Below are 20831 nucleotides of genomic sequence, written 5' to 3' on the forward strand. Positions count from 1 at the left end.
ATCAAAACCAAAGCGGTCTGGTGCCTTTACTTGTATGGTTGTTCTTGCCCGATTCTGTTGTTGAAAATCCTTTTCGCTAACGGGTAAATTGAGACCCACCTTCGGCGGCCACCGAAGGCCTTGTTTATCACAGTTCGCTGCCTGGCCGGTTCGTAAAAGACCGATAACAAGTATGAACGTGATAAGCACTCACTAGGCATAACTCGGATAGTCATGTGGGCCTCGAGCCTGAATAGCAAGGCTGAGATAGCTGGAAGCCGTTTCTGGACACCCATCAAAGGTAGAGCTTAAGGCGTCACAGCTATTGACACAATACGGAAATCACAATAAAAGTACTGGATATTAAAACAGTTAAATCCATACCCTATGACCCAGCCTCGTCGCTCACAGATCTCACTTGATGCGACTCCGTACTATCACTGCGTCTCCCGCTGTGTACGCAGGGCGTTTCTTTGTGGAAGAGATGGTCAATTGGGGAGGGATTATGAGCACCGGCGCCAGTGGATTGAGACTGGGATGCAAAAGCTAGCTGCTATCTTTTCGCTGGATATCGCTGCCTATGCGGTAATGAGTAATCACTACCATGTGGTGCTCTATATTGATGCTAAAACGGCCAGAACTTGGTCTGATACTGAGGTCATTTTCCGCTGGCAGGAGCTATTTAAAGCTTCTAATTTGGCTCAGCGCTTTCTTCAGGGTGCCTCTCTGGATTGCAGTGAAAAGAACAAGCTTAAAGAGCTGATCGATCTGTGGCGAGAGCGATTAATGGATATTAGCTGGTTTATGCGCTGCCTAAACGAATCTATTGCTCGTCAGGCCAATGCAGAAGACCGCTGTGCAGGCCGCTTCTGGGAGGGCCGTTTCAAGTCTCAGGCGCTATTGGATGAAAGAGCCTTGGCTGCCTGCATGGCCTATGTCGATCTCAATCCTATCCGTGCCGATATTGCAAAAACCCCGGAGGACTCCGATCACACGTCCATTCAGCAGCGTGTTCGCGCTGTGATCTCAGGTGAGCAGCCTAAAGAGCTACTACCGTTTGTGGGCGGCGAGCGCCTTAATATGCCGAAGGGGTTGCCCTTTCAATTGGATCACTATTTAGCGTTAGTAGACTGGAGTGGCCGGCATTTGGACCCCAAAAAGCGCGGTGCCATTTCTCAAAACGCGCTCCCTATCCTTGAGCGGCTGGGAATCTCAGCAAAACACAGGCTCTATCTTAATCGGAACTTTGAAAGCCGTTTTAAAGGCCTGGTGGGATCAGCAGAGGCTGTACGGCAAGTCTGTATTCAGCTCAATAAACGCTGGGTACATGGCATAGGCGATTGCCAACGTTTCCTTTCTGCAACGCCCCACTAATTCCCTCCCAACCTTTCGATACTATTCCTTCTGGTTTGGCCAAACTCACGCAATTTTTAAACCTAAAGCATAATTTTCCTGTATTTAACCTCTTCCAGCTCCAGGCAGGAGAAATGGCCGTTAAAGTGGAAGGCCCGTACCGCTTTCGGTGTCATCTTTCAATCTGTGGGTGTCCTAGTGTTGCCCCTGTAGGAGATCACCGTTTAATGGACTTCATTAAATGCTAACTACTAGCGAATGGCAACTGCAATACCGTGAGGTCTTGTGGGGAGGAAGCCGCTAGCAAAACTAGGAGCTGACGAACAGAAACATCATATAAGACTTAGCCTGGAGGCGAGGTGGCCAAGGACACCGAAGACGGGTGATCTAACGGGTAGAGTCAATGATACAGTTGGGTAGTGAAAGTTCACGTTCTTATCTGGGGAGATCTGTTTAGCTTGCTGCTGTGAGGCTGTCAGCATGTCGCTGACTCATAAGTAGGCCTAACCCAATAGCCACCATCAAGGGGTAGACAAGAGTGGTGGGACACAGCAGCGCCTCGGTCATCAATGAACAAGGTGTTTATCCAGAACTCAGTCGACGGCATAGTAGCCAAATGCCACGATTAATACCTTGGACAGGGTGAAGGCCTGAACCTAAATCCACGAGTTGAAAGACAGGGCTAGCCAACTGATATGTTTCCAGTCGGTTAAAGTTGATGTAGCGCACTGCGATGACACTCAACTCAAATGAAGATCTGCTCGATACTATCGTTGGGTAGAGATTCATTACGGATAGGAACCGCCCATTGCGGACCCGCACGATGGGTGGTGTGGGGGCCGGTAGCTAAAACTACCGGTTACCCGATTTAAGTGCAGGACTATCTACCTGCACCACAGTTAATTTAAGCCCTTTAATACCTAAGCCATCAAATTTTTTACGATGCTCTGGATACCAAATTGACACATTCGTTGTTTCAGCAGCCGACTCAATTCTGGGCTTTTGCCAATAGCTATAACTTTCTCGCCCTGCTAAATATGCGTTGTTAGAGTTTACTAGCCCAGAACAGTTTGGGGTGCCTATTTTAAATGTGGCACTATCTGAGAGCGGTGCTGATAAAGTGATGCTCTCGGCCGGGACTGTTTCCCAGACCTCTGCAAGCCCCATTTCTCCGGCGTGGCACAGATAATCTACTACGTTGCACTGGATGGTTGTTTTTGCCTCATGTTCACCTAGCTCGCTGGTAAAAACCATTTTTGCCTCGAAGTACTTCGTTTTTTCAACTAACGAAGTAAATGGCTTTTCTACGGCACAACTTGTAAAAAGAATTGGTTCAATACAACCAGTAAGTGCAATCGATGCAATTGTAAGTATGAGTAGCTTCATTTCCTTTGTACACTTAACGCCTAAAGCAACGGCGAGCGTAGCGAGTCCAGGCCCGCAAGGCCGATTTTGGCTTTACTTGGTACGCCCAGCATGGGCGTGAACTAATGGGGTGAAAGTCCCCTGTAGGAGGATCACCGTTTAATGGATTCCATTAAATGCTAACTACTAGCGAATGGCAACTGCAATACTGCGAGGTCTTGTGGGGAGGAAGCCGCTAGCAAAACTACGAGCTGACGGACAGAAACATAAGATAAGGCTTAGCCTGGGGGCGAGGTGGCCAAGGACACCGAAGCCATGTAATCTAACGGGTAGAGTCAATGATGCAGTTGTGTAGTGAAAGTTCACGTTCTTATCTGGGGAGAACTGTTTAACTTGCCGCTGTGAAGCTGTCAGCGTGGCCGCTGACTCATAAATAGGTCCAGCTCGCTAGCCACCATCGCTGGGATAGAAAAAAATGATGGAACACAGCAGCGCTCCGCTCAGTAATGAGTAGGGTGATTAAACAGAAGTCAGCCGACGGCATAGTAGCCAAATGCTAAGATTAATAGCTTGGACAGGGTGAAGGCCTGAACCCAAACTCCACGAGTTAAAAGGCAGGGCTAGCTTACCGATAAGTTTCCAGTCGGAGAAGTTGATGTAGCGCACTGCCATGACACTCAACTCAAATGAAGATCTGCTCGACACTATCGTTGGGTAGAGATTCATTACGGATAGGAATCGCCCATTGCGGACCTGCATGATGGGTGGTGTGGGGGCCAGTAGCTAAAAACTACCGGCTACCCGATTTAGGCGGCTGCTCCCATAACTCGGTTCAATAATTTTCTTTCTGTGCAATTTCCCACACTTTCAGAAAATCTTCTTCCGTTAATTCAACAAGATCAAACTCTTTCTCAAGACGAGGTATATCTCCCTTAGGAAACTCCGGTTGATCAGTAAAAAAGTATACCTCATTATTTTCGGCGTTAGGTGTCGCCCAAAAATGGCATCCATCGATAACGTAAATTTGCCTTACGATTAGCTGGTCTACAACTTCATAAAGGAATGCACCTTCCTCACCTTCCATGCCCTCAGCATACGATTTATAAAATCTTCGATTCATGGTTTTATTTAACCCTCATCGCCTAACGCCCGCAACACCGGGCAAATTGGAACGCAGTGGAAATTTGATCCGAGTGCTTGCGCTTGGTACGCCCAGCATGGGCGTGAACTAATGGGGTGAAAGTCCCCTGTAGGAGGATCACCGTTTAATGGATTCCATTAAATGCTAACTACTAGCGAATGGCAACTGCAACACCGTGAGGTTTTGTGGGGAGGAAGCCGCTAGCAAAACTAGGAGCTGACGGACAGAAACATCATATAAGGCTTAGCCTGGAGGCGAGGTGGTCAAGCACACCGAAGCCATGTGATCTAAAGAGTAGAGTAAATGATACATTTGTGTAGTGAAAGTTCACGTTCTTATCTGGGGAGATCTGTTTAACTTGTCGCTGTGATGCTTTCAGTGTGGCCGCTGACTCATAAATAGGCCCAACCCGCTAGCCACTATCGTGGGGTAAACAAAAATGTTGGGGCACAGCAGCGCTCCGCTCAGTAATGAGTAGGGTGATTAAACAGAAATCAGCAGACGGCATAGTAGCCAAATGCCAAGATTAATACCTTGGACAGGGTAAAGGCCTGAACCCAAAATCCACGAGTTAAAAGATAGGGCTAGCCTACCGATATGTTGCCAGCCGGATATAAAATTGACGTAGCGCACTGCCATGAAACTCAACTCAAATGAAGATCTGCTCGACACTATCGTTGGGTAGAGATTCATTATGGATAGGAACCGCCCATTGCGGACCCGCACGATGGGTGGTGCGGGGGCCGGTAGGTAAAAACTACCGGCTACCCGATTTATGCATTTTACTAATTATTAACTACTTCAACATACGGGGTTACATAATAGTAACTTCCTAAAGCACGAAGTGCATCAGGCTTTGACTTCATCACCCACCGTTGATAATCCATATCGCGACCGTTAACTAAACAGTAAGCATTTGAATATTCTGTTTGGCAATAATACTGTTCAAGAAATAAAAAATGGTCCTCTGTACTTTTTATTTCTATCTCACCTGGTATGTTGCCCAGGCCCGATATGAAGCTACTTTTTTCCGTTCTGATCTTATATTTTCCAGGTTGAATAAAGACTTGTGTATACGAATGATTTTTTAAACCCACTATTTTAGTAGAATTAAAGAACACTTCTGGCCAGACTGCGCTACCATTCCTGAAATTAGGTCTATAAATATAAAGTTTAGCGTACCCACCTTTACTCTCAGAAATTTCCTGAAAATATTTAGCATCTTGTGGTGGCGAAGAAGCACAGCCGGTTAAAAATAGAAACAGAATGGAGAATATATCAATTTTCAATTTCATTTTCGTACTCTACTTATTTTATGCATAACGCCGCCATAAAAGGCGAGCAACTTGTTGCGAGTCCAGCGCTAAAAGCGCGATTGTGCTGGCACTTGTTGGTACGCCCAGCATGGGCGTGGATTAATGGGGTGAAAGTCCCCTGTAGGAAGATCACCGTTTAATGGACTTCATTAAATGCTAACTACTAGCGAATGGCAACTGCAATACCGCGAGGTCTTGTGGGGAGGAAGCCGCTAGCAAAGCTACGAGCTGACGGACAGAAATATCATATAAGGCTTAGCCTGAAGGCGAGGTGGCCAAGGACACCGAAGCCGGGTGATCAAGCGGGTAGGGTCAATGATGCAGTTGTGTAGTGAAAGTTGATGTTCTTATCGGCCGTTGTTTCTGGACACCCATCAAAGGTAGAGCTTAAGGCGTCACAGCTATTGACACAATACGGAAATCACAATAAAAGTACTGGATATTAAAACAGTTAAATCCATACCCGATGACCCAGCCTCGCCGCTCACAGATATCACTTGATGCGACGCCGTACTATCACTGCGTCTCCCGCTGTGTACGCAGGGCGTTTCTTTGTGGAAGAGATGATCAATTGGGGAGGGATTATGAGCACCGGCGCCAGTGGATTGAGACTGGGATGAAAAAGCTATCTGCTATCTTTGCGCTGGATATCGCTGCTTATGCGGTAATGAGTAATCACTACCATGTGGTGCTCTATATCGATGCTAAAACGGCCAGAACTTGGTCTGATACTGAGGTCATTCTCCGCTGGCAGGAACTATTTAAAGCTTCTAATTTGGCTCAGCGCTTTATTCAGGGTGCCTCTCTGGATTGCAGTGAAAAGAACAAGCTTAAAGAGCTGATTGAGCTGTGGCGAGAGCGATTAATGGATATCAGTTGGTTTATGCGCTGCCTAAACGAATCTATTGCTCGCCAAGCCAATGCAGAAGACCGCTGTACTGGCCGCTTCTGGGAGGGCCGTTTCAAGTCTCAGGCGCTATTGGATGAAAGAGCCTTGGCTGCCTGCATGGCCTATGTCGATCTCAATCCTATCCGTGCCGATATTGCAAAAACCCCGGAGGACTCCGATCACACGTCCATTCAGCAGCGTGTTCGCGCTGTGATCTTAGGTGAGCAGCCTAAAGAGCTACTACCGTTTGTGGGCGGCGAGCGCCTTAATATGCCGAAAGGGTTACCCTTTCAATTGGATCACTATTTGGCGTTAGTAGACTGGAGTGGCCGGCATTTAGACCCCAAAAAGCGCGGTGCCATTTCTCAAAAGACGCCCCCTATCCTTGAGCGGCTGGGCATCTCAACAAAACACTGGCTCTATCTTAATCGGAACTTTGAAAGCCGCTTTAAAGGCCTGGTGGGATCAGCAGAGGCCGTACGGCAAGCCTGTATTCAGCTCAATAAACGCTGGGTACATGGTATAGGCGACTGTCAACGTTTTCTTTCGGCAAGCCCTTCCTAATTCCCACCCCGCCTTTCGATATTATTCCTTCCGGCTTGGCCAAAACCACGCAATTTTCAAACCTCAAGCATAATTTTTCTGCATTTCTCCTTGCTCTTCACCAGACCAAGAGAAATGGCCTTCAAGGTGGAAGGCCTGTACTTTTTCCTGCGTCATATTTCAATCTGTGGGTGTCCTAGTGTTGTTCGATTTAGCACTTTGCTTAAGTTAAACATTAAACATTCTTTTGTAGCGTTGCTGGAGTGCTATCTCACCACCTTCCATAATTTCACATACATTCTTCCTAACATTTACTTCTTGCAAAGCGCCTGATGCAACGGGATTTATTTGGCCTCGATCTTCTAGCGCAATGACGTACTCTGAATCACCGTTTACAACGATATTAGGGTTGTGAGTGACGACAATTATTTGTCTTTCTGCTTTGTTTTCATGCAATTTCGAAACGATCAAGCTTGTAATCAAGCCATTATCAAGGTCATCTTCAGGCTGATCTAAAACGAGCGGTTCAGTTCCATAAGATAATAAAAATGACAAAATAGCCGAGGCCTTTTGTCCAGCCGAACCTTGAGAAACATCCTTAAATCTATTGCCGTAATTAAATTTTATGGACAATTTATCCTCAGGAAACCAAGTATTTATTTGATCAAAGCTTTGAGGCTGCAAGTTAGCCATGTATTCAGAAAATCTTTTTCCAATCTTAGTTCCTTGGATTTCACCAGACCTAAAGTCAAATATCTGAGACTTGAAGTCATGAATTTTAGATAGCCAAGGCTCTAGGTTGTTTGAATTACCAGAGATTGTAGTGGCCAATAATTCCTTGTTTAAGCTGTAAAGGAAGCCACACTCGCGATCTAAATCAAAAATATCAGCAGCAAAAGCGTTATCAGAACGTCCAATGGCACCTCTAAATGATTCTTCCATGTGGTCTATATCTGAAAAAGGATTTAAATCAACTTTAATCGACGAGTTTCCAGACAAGTGTTGCTTTAAGAATTCTAAACGATTTACTGTTAATTTTTTTCTGCATTCTATAATTTCATGATATGCCGAATTAATTAAAGAATCCGCCTCGCTTACCTGAGAGGTTACCAACTCCATTGCTTTTAGTGATTTATTAATGGTATCCCGTTCATCAATAAGTTTTGCATAATCAGATGGATTATCAATTCCTTCGCTACGCAATCTTTCAATTAAATCTTCGTATCTTCTAATAACTTCAAGATGAGACTTATTGAAATCAGACTCACTATACCAGCCTCTAAATTGAGTTAATTCATTTCCAAGTGAAGCCACTGCTTGCGCAATTGTCTCTTTAAAAGATTGTGCTGCCTCATTCAAGTTTTGTAACTTGGTAAGAACTTCTGATTCACTTTCCGACCGCGTATCAAATGCGATGTCATCTATTGCGGGAATAGCAGAAGCGTTGGATATTGATTCAACTTGATTCTTCAATTCTTCAATATCAGTTTCATATTGCGAAACATTCGTTCGCTTTCCACTATATGTTTGATAGTTTTTAAGGATGTCTGTGTGACCAGAGTTCTCAATTGTTTTTATCTTCTGCTCAACATCAGAAAGTTGTCCTAACAACACACTTTTATTTGCTAATTTTGATTGAAGCTCCCTTTTTTGACTACACAATGTTTGAAAATGGGAGTATTTTTCAGACCAATCCATCTTCCACTGCTGGTAACCAACAGTAGAAGACTCATCGATAAGACGCAGAAGCGTATTAGGGTTTTTAGCTAAGTCGAATATCTGCTTTTGACTAAATATCTTTATTGGGAAGCGTGAATGTGCTTCACCCTCTTCGGGAACCCAGCGCTGACCATCATAACGAGAAATTGAAACGTGGTTGCTTGCCTTGGTCCACGTCAGGAGGTAATGAATTTCATCTCTCGTATAGACACAACTGATTTTCGTATTTTCAAGCATTACTCCATCCGAATCTCTAGATGCAGATATTTTAGTAAAACTCTCGAAAGATCTACGAATTTCATTTTCGCGATCCAGTACATTAAAGTCTTTCGCTCTGTCCATGCCTAATCGTATAAATTCAAGGACGGACGACTTTCCGCTACCACGACCTCCAATGATTGAATTCAACCAAGGGTTGAATTCCACTTTCAGAGGAGTCGAACGCCCTGCATATTTAGCATTTTCAATAGTCACAGAGCGTAACAGTGTGTTGGAAGAGCTATTTGGATCTGTTGTTTCATTATCTGAACGAATTATGGAAGATGAACCATCAACCAAAGCCAGTTTAAGACCTTCTATCGAAGGGGTAGACATTTTTACCCAAGTATAAGCTCTCCCTATATCATTAGGGTGATGGGCGTCAGAGCCAATTATTGATGGTAAGTCGACATTTAAATTTGTGTATCTTGATAAAGGGGCATCAGCTCGCTCTTGATCAGGAAAAATAATTTCAACGGCATTTGCATGTTTGCAGACTTGCCCTATTGTGTGAGAAGAATGCTGCTGACAAAGCCCTGCCTTCATATCAATATGAGCTGGTATGGCAACGCCATCAGCTGATATGATTTCTTTTATTACATTCTCAGCACTTTCTTCGGCTACTGAATCACTATCTCCTTTTGTCCCACGAAACTTTGATGCTCCGATAACTGCACTAATATCTGCTGACGTAACACTTGGATCAAAAATACCTAAAACATGTATGTTCGAATTCGCTGTAATCTCAACACCAGGGAAAACGAAGATTGAGCGGCCTTCGGCTCTTAAAGCCTCTGCTGCATCTTTAAGTCCATCAATCCAGTCGCCAGAATTATGGTCGGTAACTGCAACGCACTCGATTCCCTTGGCGATGTAGTCCAGCAACCAATCTTTAGGGGTCTTTGATGACTTTAAATGACTATCAGTCTTCCCATAATCAAAAGAAGCTGGCGTGTGCGTATGAAAATCGAACTTCCACCATCTTGCTCCAACAAAACTCATTACTTACATCCTTATGCTCGATTTATTCAAGAGAGTGCTAACGCCTCAATCAGCCGACGCGTCAGCGGTCGGCTGGATTGACTTGGTACGCCCAGCATGGGCGTGAACTAATGGGGTGAAAGTCCCCTGTAGGAAGATCATCTTTTAATGGACTTCATTAAATGCTAACTACTAGCGAATGGCAACTGCAACACCGTGAGGTTTTGTGGGGAGGAAGCCGCTAGCAAAACTACGAGCTGACGGACAGAAACATCATATAAGGCTTAGCCTGGAGGCGAGGTGGCCAAGGATACCGAAGCCATGTGATCTAACGGGTAGAGTAAATGATGCAGTTGTTTAGTGAAAGTTCACGTTCTTATCTGGGGAGATCTGTTTAGCTTGCTGCTGTGAAACAGTCAGCGTGGCCACTGACTCATAAGTAGGCCCAGCCCGCTAGCCACCATCGTGGGGTAAACAAAAATGGTGGGACACAGCTGTGCCTCGGTCAGTAATGATCAAGGTAATTAAACAGAAGTCAGCCGACGGCATAGTAGCCAAATGCCAAGATTAATACCTTGGACAGGGTGAAGGCCTGAACCCAAAATCCACGAGTTAATAGACAGGGCTAGCCTACCGATATGTTGCCAGCCGGATATAAAATTGACGTAGCGCACTGCCATGACACTCAGCTCAAATGAAGGGTTGCCCGACACTATCGTTTGGTAGAGATTCATTACGGATAGGGAACCGCCCATTGCGGACCCGCACGATGGGTGGTGTGGGGGCCGGTAGCTAGAAACCATCGGCTACCCGATTTAAACGCTTATCACCTCATGCTCATCAGTATCTCCCCGAATTTTCTCAGGCTGCTCGAGCAAAGGGACGGGGCTTGGAATATGCTTCTCTACAGAAGTGCCTAATATATACTTAATTGCCGCATCGATATTTTCCATTGCGCCACTAGAATCCGCAATTCCACTTGTAATTGCAGCAGCTATCACCAAAGCTCCGACAATTTTATTCCACGAAGGCCTGTCTTCCGAAAATTCACTTTTAGCCTTGTATAAATATTCGACTAGCTGTTTCCTGTCTTCCTTTGGAAGTGAAGACTGATTCTCTATGCAGCTTATGGCTTCTTCTATGTATGTGATTATCTTTTCATCATCTAGATTAGATGGCTTGAATACATCACTGTCATGGCTCCATTGACGGATATAGACATCTTTAGAGATGCTCACCAAGTTCTTGAGCCGTCCTATTGCGACTAGGAGTTGTTGAATAGGAATTACTTCTTCAGAAAAAAGTTTTCTTCGGCGGATCGCGTTAGATATGTAAGGTAATTGAAAGAGAAGCGTGTTTGCCAATTCGCTAGTAAAACTCAGTTTCTGACGCTGAGTAGCGATCCTTAAAGAAACCTCTATCCCTACAATTGATTCAACCAACTTGGAGTCAGTGGTCAAAGTGACGACGCGCTCGTATAAGCTCTTGTCTATTGGTCGAAGGAAAGCATGATACTCATGAATTCTGGTTTCGAAGGTTTTCAATATTTCTGCTGAACGCTGATAACTTTCCCAATCTGCAACCCTCCTCATACCCAGCGTAAGAACGTCGTCTTCACGAACAGCAAACTCTGTAAAGAACGCCTCTAGGGCTGTGATTTCTTCAATGAATTCGTCAAGATTGTGATAATTCACGAAAGTTCCTTTGCTCGTTTAACGCCGCCGGCAGGGGCAGCATAACTTGTGCGCGTTTTGCGCGAAAATGGGAGCGTAGCGACCCGCGCAAAAGGTGCACAAGGTAAGCTGTCCCGCGGAGGGCCGAAGGCCCGGAGCAAATTGCCCGGCCTTGTATGGTTGTTCTTGCCTGATTCTGATGTTGAAAATCCTTTTCGCTAACGGGTAAATTGAGACCCACCTTCGGCGGCCACCGAAGGCCTTGTTTGTCACAGTTCGTTGCTGCGCCGGTTTATAAAGACCGTTAACAAGTAGGAACGTGACAGACACTCACTAGGCATAACTCGAATAGTCATGTGGGCCTCGAGCCCAAATAGTAAGGCGGAGATAGCTTATCTTATGGAACCTCAAGAGATCAATGTCGGTATCGATACCAGCAGTAAACAACTCGATATTTATTTGAGACCTACTGGCCAATTCTTTAGTGTTGCCAATGATAAAAATGGCATTAAGGATGCCATTAAACAATTACAACCTCTTGAACCTCAAAGAGTATTAATAGAGTCTACAGGAAGACTCGAATTAGAGTTTGTTTGCGCTGCCGACAAAGCAGGGTTACCTGTTGTTGTTTGCAACCCTTCGCAGATAAGGTGCTTCGCTAAATCCGCAGGGCGCCTCGCCAAAACTGACAAGCTAGATGCAATGGATATTGCACATTTTGGTGAGGCCATGAAGCCAAGACTATCGGAGCTAAAGCCAGAAAGCTTAGGGATATCAGTGACTTACTGGCGGTAAGAAGTCAGTGTTTAGAGATGAGCACAATGCAAAAGAACCGGCTTCAGAGGATGCCGAAATTGGTACACAAACCTATCCAGACCATTCTAAACACCATCAAGAAAGAGTTACAAGGTATCGACAAGCAACGGGATAAACTGGTTAACAGTATGTCTGAGTGGCGGCAAAGGCGGAACCTGTTGTTGAGCGCTAAAGGGGTTGGAAATGTATTGGCTTATAAATTGACGAGTGAACTTCCCGAGCTAGGAAAAATTGAACCGTAAAGAAATCGCTGCACTTGTCGGTATCGCCCCGATGAACCGTGATAGCGGCAGCTTCCAGGGCAAACGATATATTCGAGGAGGAAGGCATCGTGTACGAATAGTTTTGTTTGTCTCCATCATGTCGGCCATTCAGCATTATCCAAAACTAAAGTCGATGTATAAATAAGCGATTAGTCGACGCAGGCAAACCTAAAGAGGTTGCTCTGATTGCCTGCATGAGAAAGCAGATTACGATCCTGAATACGATGGTGAAAAATAACACCTACTGGGATGAAAGTATGGCTTAAAAACTTGACGAGCAACCATAGTCACTTGTTAGGTAATTATTCCTTGTAGCTTGCCTGAGCCGACCGACTAGCTCGCCCCCTTTTCAGCTCCTTCTGGTAAATAAAGTAGCCAGAAACCGTAACTATAAACAATATCGTACCGATAAGAATATTTCCTGCTCGGCTTTCAGTTAACCAAATTGCTTTACCAAAAAAGAAAAAAGCTAGCACCACCAAGCACAACAAGAACAGCAAAAAGAAAACATCTCCCGCAGATAGGTTCCAAACTTCCACAGTAACTTTTGAAAGATATTTTTCTGAAACCTCAAAGAACTTTACTAACCCAACCAGCCCTCCAATGAATACAGCAAGCCCTATAAACGGCGATATTGAATGGATGTTTTCGTAAGCGAAGTAGCCAGCCGTCAAAACTGTACCCAGTAAGGCGATACCGATAAGGCCAATTATGCCAAAACCTAGGATTTGCCTCCAAAACCTCAGGATTACAACAGCCAAAACTATTCCCAGTGCTATCTGAATAATGAGCATTGTTCTTCCTAAATTTGCCTAACAGCTATATAGTAATCATTCTGACCACTATTATCCTGATTGTTATCTAAGAATCAATTTCTACGCCAAAGCCTAAATTTTTATTTAAAACCATAGACTTAAAGCATCCTGATACGTCCGAGCAAATTGGAAAAACGATCACTTTGACTACTATCCCAATTTTAACGCTAGTCCGTAACCCCCTTTATCTCATTACTTTTTTTGGGTTTATCTTCTTGTTCTCCAATATCACGGTCAATATGATCGTAAATCCCTAAGCTAGCACTCGCCAACTTTTACAGGCTGGTATTAGTTGGGAAGTGGTTAAGGTATACAGGGTGCCTCTGAATCACTCTGTAATATCTCTGCAGATCTTGAAGGCTAAAGATGTTAGGCGCAGTTCGCCGCGAATGGATGTAGCCCTTTGCAAGCGTTGCAACTCAGTAGATGTGGTCTTCAAGGATTGGACTGAGGGCTTCCATAACGATTCATGCACCGTGTTGAAACTTCTTCTAAGGTCTAGTCATTCCTGTGAAGCTGAGTTCTTATTGAAAGCACTCTGTAAGTAGAGGCATCACAGGGTTGCTCAGAGGTCCTAAATCTCGCAATAATATTTTAAAAGTCTGCAAGTTACTTTGGTCTATGGAGATATCTTTTCTGTAGATATGTGGAGTACGTATTAAGTCGAAGCATTGATGATCTATCGTTGTCTGAACTCCAGCGTGGGAGCGGTGGGTATATTAATCTAAACGGCCATTTTTATATGCAATCGAAATTTTTAATGCGTGAGCAACAAAAAATATAGGCACAAAAATAATCTTATTAGATTTTATTAGGATTGTTTTAGTGTCAAAGCCACGTAAAATCGGTAGATATTTATTGGTATTTTGGCCGAGATTAAGAAGCCATCTAAAGGCAACAATCAAAGCAGCTCGGTTCAAGAGTATCGAGAGTTTTCTAAAGACCATCCCTTAAAAGGAGAACGGTAGCGTGAAGTAAGAATAAGTAAAAGGCGCTGACCCAAGGTGCTGGAACACCAGGGGCCAGCTAACCAAATTGATACACACATTATCAAGATGGCTATATGCATAGTACGCTAGAAACCCGCTCGTCTTCAATAAAGTGGAGCACAATCAGCGGCTTGGAGAGATTTTCCAAGTCCTGGGGGCGTTGCGTCTGCCTTTTCTTTTTCTATGCCTACCGTTCCCGCGCACCACCTCGCAGTTACTCAAAACATTTCTATTCGAACTTCCGATTGTGGAAGGTCTACCTATGGTTTGAGTATCAGTAGGAAAAAATATGTTGATCTTAAAGCGCCGTACAGGCGAAAACTTATGGATTGGAGCGAATGTCTCAATCACTGTATTAGAAGTTAAGGGCAATCAGGTAAAGATAGGAATAATTGCTCCAAAATCTCTGCCCGTACACCGCGAGGAGATTTATGTGCGGATCAGACAGGAAGGAAATCTGGGCAGTGGGAATCGTTGAGAAGTTGATGGAGATTGTGGCGGGGTGGTGTTGCTATGAAAGCGCTAACTACTGTTAGTTAGCGCTTTCAGTTGAGCCTTTCGCTGCGGATAGAGACAGGTTAAGCTCGGAAGTGATCTGTATTAGTGATGTTTATGCTTAAATCCAGCTTCAAACTTTTCTGCTAATTTAAAGTAGTGATTCAGATCCTTGCGGGTTTTTTCTGGGCGGTTGTTTTCGGAGTTAATGTGGATGTTTTCCACAACAACGGCGATGTCTTTTGCCAGCTTCTGTCTTTCGCCCTTCAGGTTCTCAGCGAAATACTCAACACTTTTTTCGAGGGTGTAGGTGATGACATGAATCTGGTGAAGTTCAGCAGGATTCAGCTTTTGCTTGCTTTTAATTTCTGCTGTTTTCTCAATGAAAATCTTCTTGGCATCCTTCATAGAAGTAACGTCCGCTACTTTGAGATGCTGGATGGGCTTTTCGTCTGATGCAGGGCTAGCTTGAGCAGTGGTAGCAAAAGTAACAGCAAAAAGTAACGCAATTAAAGTTCTCATTTTTCCTCTCTAACGCCCAAACGCTAAGGGTTGATAAGGCATTGATCGGGCGAGGTGAATGCCTAACATTTATCAGTGATCATTTTGACCACTTTGATCGCTATCGTAAATGAGGATAACTATCATTAACATTCATGATACAGGAATTTTTAGGTGCTCAAAACATTTGTGGCAAAAATTGCGATCAAGCTGATCGAAATTTGTAAGGAATAAGAAAATTGAATCTGGAAAGGATGCGCAGGGGAGGGGGCAACAGAGGTTTTTAGCCAGGAAGAGGCGCCTCCGTGTTATGGAATTCGATCTGTTAACCCTCTCTTCGCGGTAGCAAAGAGAAGGTTATTTACAGGAGGAGCCGGTTAACCCGGTATTATTGAGACCGGCTTCACAAATTACTTGGTACGGAAGCTAGGAAATCTCTCCCAGTACATCAACCATCGCTGAGGTTAATTTCCTGAGGTCTTCTTTAGTAATCACATAGGGCGGCATGGCGTAGACCAGTTTGCCGAAGGGGCGCAGCCAAACTCCGCGTTCGATTAGGGCTTCCTGCACTTTGGCCGTATTTACCGGCTCGCGCATTTCCACCACGCCAATCGCTCCAAGGGCTCGAACATCAGCGACACCCGGTGCGGATTTTAACGGGGCCAGCTGTTCGGTCAGCTGCTGTTCGATCGCAGTTACTCGCTCCTGCCAGGGGCTGTTGAGTAACAATTGGATGCTGGCGTTAGCGACGGAACAAGCCAGGGGGTTACCCATAAAAGTGGGGCCGTGCATAAACACACCGGCTTCTCCCTGGCAAATACCTTCGGCCACTTTATCGGTACAGAGGGCGGCGGCGAGGGTCATGGTGCCGCCGGTGAGAGCTTTGCCCAGGGTGAGGATATCCGGGGTGATATCGGCGTGCTCACAGGCAAACATTTTGCCGCTGCGGCCAAAACCTGTGGCGATTTCATCGGCGATTAGCAGTACGTCGTGCTCGTCGCAGAGTTCGCGCACCCGGCGCAAATAATCGGCAGAATAAAAACGCATGCCGCCAGCGCCCTGGACGATGGGCTCTAAAATAATCGCAGCGAGTTGATCGCGGTTCTCTTCCACTTGCTGGCGCAGTTCGGCGATATCACTGTCACTACAGGTACTGCCAAAGGGTGTTTGCGGAGCGGGTGCAAACTGGTGCTGGTTCAGATGCTCAGCAAACAAATGATGCATTCCGGTGACTGGATCACAGGTGGCCATGGCCCCGAAAGTATCACCGTGGTAACCGTTGCGCAGGGCCAGCAGGCGGTTCTTTTCGGGCTTGCCATGGGAGTGCCAGTATTGCACGGCCATCTTGATAGCCACTTCCACAGACACTGAACCGGAGTCAGCAAGAAATACCCGGTTGAGGCCAGCTGGAGTGATTTCCACTAATTTCTTGCACAGCTCGATCGCCGGTTCGTGAGTTAAACCCCCGAACATGACATGGGACATCTTGTCCATCTGCTCGCGCATGGCCTGGTTTAGCTCGGGCACATTGTAGCCGTGCAGGGCGCTCCACCAGGAGGACATACCGTCGATCAGGCCGCGCCCGTCTTCCAGGTAAATACGTACCCCTTCGGCCCGCGTCACCGGGTATACCGGAGGCGGGTCGATCAGGGAGGAGTAGGGGTGCCAAATATGTTTGCGATCGAAATCCAGGTCCATAAAAACTACATCTTTATTCTCAAGAGCCGACATTCATCAGTTAGGCCAGTTCGCGCAGTACCCTGAGCGGGGGCTGGCTGATCGAGCTGTAACAGGCCAGGGTACCGGCGGTGCCAACCAGTACTGCACCGGTGAGTGGTCCGGTTAGCCAAAGGACTGGGTGCAATATCACCGGCAGTTCAAAGACCCAATAAGACAGGACCGCCAAGGTGGCTTCAGCACCGATAGCCGCGAGCAAACCGGCGGCAAAACCCAGTAGGCCAAATTCCAGTATCAGGCTTCTCAGCAACAAGCGCCTGCGGCCCCCCAGTGTGCGGATAATTGCCGCTTCCTGCAATCGCTCGGCGATACTGGCGCGCACCCCGGCAATTAATACCAGGACCCCGGCAACCAGCATCAGGGCCATAACCGATTCGATAGCGAAGGACACCTGGTTAATGGTGTCGCGGATACGCTGGATGATCTTATCCAGCTCTATCACGCTGACGCTGGGGAAGGCGCGAACCAGGTCGTTGACCAGTAGCTTGTCCTCCGGTGGGAGGTAAAAACTGGTGATATAGGTAGCCGGGAAATCATCGATAGTGCCCGGTGCAAATATCATATAGAAGTTGGGGCGCATGCTGTTCCAGTCTAGCGAGCGGAAGCTGGCTACGGGGGCTTCTACTTCGAGTCCGCCGATGGAAAAGCGCAACTGATCTCCCAGTGACAGTTCCAGCTGGGCTGCCAGCTCCACTTCTACGGAAACACCTTCGCTGGCCTTGTCCCACCATTCGCCCTCCAAAATACGGTTATCCGGTGCGAGGGTGTCGGTGTAGCTCAGGTTCAATTCCCGCCGAACGCCACCGGGGCGATCTTTTTTCTCTTTAATCGAGACGCCGTTAATTGCTACCAAACGGCCGCGCACCATGGGGTAAAACTCGGTGCTGCTTACCTCGCCCTCTGCCAGCATGTTTTCCATGGTTGGAACATCGTGGGGGGCGATATTCAGGAGGAAGTGGTTGGGGGCTTTTTCCGGTAATTGCATCCGCCATTCGTCCACCAGGGCGGTGCGGGCAAAGACCATGGCCAACATGGCCAATAATCCGGTGCCAAAAGCGGCAATCAATAGGGTGTTAAACGCGGCGCGGCGTTGCAGGCTGCCCAGGGCAATACGCCAGGCGCCGCCCAGGGAAGCCAGCTTGCCGCGCACCAGGAGTCGGTTAACCAGGGCGCTGCCTGCTACCAATAGGAGCATGCCGACAAACAAGGCGAGCGTCATAAGCAGACTGCCGGACAGCCACCAGATCAGAAGCAACATGGCGCTGGGGCCGAGAATCAACCCGAGCCATTCGCGTCTGTCAGGATTGCTCCAGTCGTGCCGCAGGGTTTGCATCGGATCTGTGCGCGCCAGGCGGAAAAGCGGCGGCAGGGCAAATCCCAGGGCGCAGGCGAGGCCGGTGGCGAGTCCAATCAGCAGTGGGCTCCAGCTGGTGGCCGGGGGTTGAACCGGGAAGAACCCTTCCATCAGGTTGACCGCCTGGCTCTGGATAAAGGTGCCCAGTGCCAGCCCGATAGCGGTGGCAATCAGGGTGAGGGCGGCCAGCTGTCCCAGGTAGATACCGAGAATTTTGTTGCGCCCGGCGCCGAGGCTTTTCATTACGGCTACGTAGGCGCCGTGGCGCAGTCCGTAGCGTCTGGCTGCCAGGCCAACGGCGACGCTGGCGAGAAGTACGGCCAGGCTGGCGGCGAGAAACAGGAAGGACTCGGCTCTATCCAGGGCTGAGGCAACCCGGGGTTGGCCTTCGCGCAGGTCCAAGATCCGCTGGTGCTCAGTCAGTTGAGGTTTGAGCCAGTCAAAGTAATCTTTCAGGACTTGGTCGTCGCCGGCAAATAGGTAGCGGTAGCGCACTCGGCTGCCGGGCTGGATTACACCTGAGGCGGGCAGGTCGGCGGTATTGGCTAATACTCGCGCCCCCATATCAAACAGGCTGGTACCCCGGTCGGGTTCCCGCTCCAGAATGGCTGTCACTTTTAATTGGGTGTCGCCGAGGGCGATAGGATCGCCGAGCTGGATTCCCATCAAAGGTAGAAGACGGGATTCCACCCAGGCTTCTCCCGGGGGAGGTCCTTGTGGTGCCACTTCTCCAGGGCCTCCCTGGGACTTGCTGATTTCCAGTTGTCCCACCAATGGATAGCCTTTGTCGACAGCTTTGACCGAGACAAACTGGAACTGGTCGTTGGCGGAGATCATGGATGAAAACTGGACTATCTGGGCCTGTTCCAATCCCTTTTTTTCGGCTTCCTCCAGCCATGCGCTATCCACAGGCTTACTGCTGCGCAGCACCCGCTCTGCGGCCAGGAAAGTGAGGGATTGCTGCTCCATGGCGCGGGTAAGGCGGTCGGTGAAATGGGCGATCGCAGTGACACAGGTAACGGCCAAAACCAGGGCCGAGGCAATTAGTGCCAACTCGCCACCGCGCCAGTCCCTGAACAGCAGTCTGAGTGGCAGCATCAGGCGGATACCTCCGACAGGTTGTCCCCGTCGACAAGGGGAGCGTAGGAATCTACAGCGCCTGCCGACATATGCAGGTGGGAGGCACAGCGCTCTGCCAGTCGCTGTTCGTGAGTCACCAGCACCAGGGTGGTGTCAGATTCTTCGTTGAGTTTAAACAGCAGGTCGATAATTTTGGCGCCGTTTCCGGCGTCGAGGCTGCCGGTGGGCTCGTCGGCAAAGAGGATGGCATCTTTGCTGCTAAAGCTGGCAAAGGCCCGGGCAATGGCCACCCGCTGTTGCTCACCGCCGGATAACTGGCGCGGGTAGTGGCGCAGTCGCTGCTCCAGGCCCACCCGGGCGAGAAACTCTTCCGCCCGCTTGGCGGCGCCCCGCTCACCGCGCAATTCGCTCGGCAGCATCACATTTTCCAGGGCTGTGAGGCCGGGCAGCAGTTGGAACGTCTGGAATACAAAGCCCACGCAGCGGGCGCGCACCGCGGCGCGCTGCTCTTCGTCCATGGCGGTGATCTCGTCGCCCGCCAGCCAGATCTTGCCCTCGGTGGGTTTGTCCAATCCCGCCAACAGGCCGAGCAGGGTGGACTTGCCGGAACCTGAGGCCCCTGTCACAGCGAGGCTCTCGCCACGGGCGACTTTCAGGGAGATATTGTTTAATAGGGTCAGTGGCCCTTCGCTGGTGGAGACCCTGTGATAGAGGTTTTCTGCCGTGAGAATGGCGGACATACTGTATTCCCTTTGCGGATACGCGAGATTTTTGGAGAGTATGACATGACAACAGCCTTTTTTCGGCAGTTACTGACTCGGTTCGGCTTGGTGCTGATGCTGTCGGTCCCCAATCTGGCACTGAGTGCCAACAAGCCCGGCACTCTGCTCGTATTAGGGGATAGCATAAGTGCGGCCTACGGTATCGATGAGGAGTTGGGCTGGGTCAACTTGTTGCAAGAGCGCTTGCAGGAGAAGGGGCGCCCGGTGAAGGTGGTTAATGCCAGTATCAGTGGGGAGACCTCCGCAGGCGGCCTGACCCGGCTGCCGCGCCTGATGGAAGAGCACAATCCCCAGTGGCTGATTGTCGAGTTGGGCGGTAACGACGGTTTGCGCGGCTACCCACCCCAGAGTTTGCAGAAGAACCTACAGCAGATGGTAAAACTGGCTAAAGACTCCGGGGCAGAAGTGCTGCTGTTGGGGATGCGTATCCCGCCCAACTACGGCCGCGCCTATACCGAGGCTTTTGCCGCTGTATTCCCCAAAGTGGCCAAGGCCGAAGAGGTCGCCCTGGTGCCTTTCTTGTTGGAAACCGTGGCCCTGGAGCAGGGCGCTATGCAATCCGACGGTATCCACCCCACCGCTAAGGCGCAGCCGGCCCTGCTGGATCATGTCTGGCCTTGCGTGAAGTCCCTGTTGGGGGAGAAGGCGGCTGGTGAGTCGTGTACTCCGTGATCGAAATGCGTACAATCGCGCCCCCAGGAACAGGAAAGCCTGGATCTGGTCCCAAAGTTTAAGGTTTTGTGCCGGTACTCTGGGCCCGGTCACTGGTCGCGAATGAGTTA

14 protein-coding genes and 1 pseudogene are annotated in these 20831 nt (G+C 48.1%); 5 read left to right on the top strand and 10 right to left on the bottom strand.

Going from position 1 to position 20831, the window contains the following annotated elements; genetic code table 11:
* Window positions 1–366: 366 nt before the first annotated feature.
* The gene (locus tag ACJJIY_RS10700) at window positions 367–1353 is read left to right on the top strand and encodes a transposase (protein ID WP_445359596.1); all 987 of its coding nucleotides are present in this window, start codon (window positions 367–369) and stop codon (window positions 1351–1353) included.
* A gap of 831 nt (window positions 1354–2184) precedes the next feature.
* Here the strand turns inward: ACJJIY_RS10700 and ACJJIY_RS10705 are convergent.
* The 3 genes from ACJJIY_RS10705 to ACJJIY_RS10715 all read right to left on the bottom strand — a co-directional run bounded on the left by ACJJIY_RS10705 (window position 2185) and on the right by ACJJIY_RS10715 (window position 5133).
* Window positions 2185–2718 (bottom strand): hypothetical protein, encoded by a 534-nt coding sequence (locus ACJJIY_RS10705; protein WP_445359597.1) that lies wholly within the window; start codon window positions 2716–2718, stop codon window positions 2185–2187.
* A gap of 811 nt (window positions 2719–3529) precedes the next feature.
* Entirely contained in the window at window positions 3530–3817 is a 288-nt protein-coding gene (locus tag ACJJIY_RS10710) for a hypothetical protein (RefSeq protein WP_445359598.1), read from the bottom strand.
* Window positions 3818–4623: 806 nt separating this feature from the next.
* A complete protein-coding gene (locus ACJJIY_RS10715; protein WP_445359599.1) occupies window positions 4624–5133 on the bottom strand; it encodes a DUF2846 domain-containing protein in 510 nt (169 codons plus the stop codon).
* A gap of 637 nt (window positions 5134–5770) precedes the next feature.
* Between ACJJIY_RS10715 and ACJJIY_RS10720 the strand changes: the two genes are divergently transcribed.
* Window positions 5771–6607, top strand: a complete 837-nt coding sequence (locus ACJJIY_RS10720) for a transposase (protein ID WP_445359600.1) — start codon at window positions 5771–5773, stop codon at window positions 6605–6607.
* Window positions 6608–6814: 207 nt separating this feature from the next.
* Here ACJJIY_RS10720 and ACJJIY_RS10725 read toward each other — a convergent pair whose 3' ends face one another.
* Complete coding sequence (locus ACJJIY_RS10725) at window positions 6815–9565, bottom strand: TrlF family AAA-like ATPase (RefSeq protein WP_445359601.1); 2751 nt, start codon at window positions 9563–9565, stop codon at window positions 6815–6817.
* Between the two features lie 794 nt (window positions 9566–10359).
* Window positions 10360–11238 carry a hypothetical protein gene (locus tag ACJJIY_RS10730; protein WP_445359602.1) on the bottom strand — a complete coding sequence of 293 codons (879 nt, stop codon included), beginning with the start codon at window positions 11236–11238 and terminating at the stop codon, window positions 10360–10362.
* A 378-nt stretch (window positions 11239–11616) separates the two neighbouring features.
* On the opposite strand from ACJJIY_RS10730, the pseudogene ACJJIY_RS10735 reads away from it, so the two are divergent.
* Window positions 11617–12562: pseudogene (locus tag ACJJIY_RS10735) on the top strand (IS110 family RNA-guided transposase).
* Between the two features lie 36 nt (window positions 12563–12598).
* On the opposite strand, the gene ACJJIY_RS10740 reads toward ACJJIY_RS10735, so the two are convergent.
* Window positions 12599–13090: a hypothetical protein gene (locus ACJJIY_RS10740; protein ID WP_445359603.1), complete on the bottom strand. Its 492-nt coding sequence runs from the start codon at window positions 13088–13090 to the stop codon at window positions 12599–12601.
* A 1299-nt stretch (window positions 13091–14389) separates the two neighbouring features.
* Between ACJJIY_RS10740 and csrA the strand changes: the two genes are divergently transcribed.
* Window positions 14390–14578 (top strand): carbon storage regulator CsrA, encoded by a 189-nt coding sequence (gene csrA / locus ACJJIY_RS10745; RefSeq protein ID WP_445359604.1) that lies wholly within the window; start codon window positions 14390–14392, stop codon window positions 14576–14578.
* 122 nt (window positions 14579–14700) lie between these two features.
* Here csrA and ACJJIY_RS10750 read toward each other — a convergent pair whose 3' ends face one another.
* From ACJJIY_RS10750 to ACJJIY_RS10765, 4 genes are all read right to left on the bottom strand, one after another.
* Window positions 14701–15117, bottom strand: a complete 417-nt coding sequence (locus ACJJIY_RS10750) for a DUF6746 family protein (protein ID WP_413664776.1) — start codon at window positions 15115–15117, stop codon at window positions 14701–14703.
* Between the two features lie 405 nt (window positions 15118–15522).
* On the bottom strand, window positions 15523–16827 hold the full coding sequence (bioA, locus tag ACJJIY_RS10755) for an adenosylmethionine--8-amino-7-oxononanoate transaminase (protein WP_445359605.1): 1305 nt from the start codon (window positions 16825–16827) through the stop codon (window positions 15523–15525).
* 7 nt (window positions 16828–16834) lie between these two features.
* The gene (locus ACJJIY_RS10760) at window positions 16835–19285 is read right to left on the bottom strand and encodes an ABC transporter permease (protein WP_445359606.1); all 2451 of its coding nucleotides are present in this window, start codon (window positions 19283–19285) and stop codon (window positions 16835–16837) included.
* On the bottom strand, window positions 19285–20007 hold the full coding sequence (locus ACJJIY_RS10765) for an ABC transporter ATP-binding protein (protein ID WP_445359607.1): 723 nt from the start codon (window positions 20005–20007) through the stop codon (window positions 19285–19287). The genes ACJJIY_RS10760 and ACJJIY_RS10765 overlap by 1 nt, the downstream gene beginning before the upstream one ends.
* Before the next feature lie 45 nt (window positions 20008–20052).
* On the opposite strand from ACJJIY_RS10765, the gene ACJJIY_RS10770 reads away from it, so the two are divergent.
* A complete protein-coding gene (locus tag ACJJIY_RS10770) occupies window positions 20053–20721 on the top strand; it encodes an arylesterase (protein ID WP_444927010.1) in 669 nt (222 codons plus the stop codon).
* The last annotated feature ends 110 nt before the right edge of the window (window positions 20722–20831 follow it).

It is taken from the genome of Microbulbifer maximicatervae (SeqCode) (assembly GCF_052468155.1).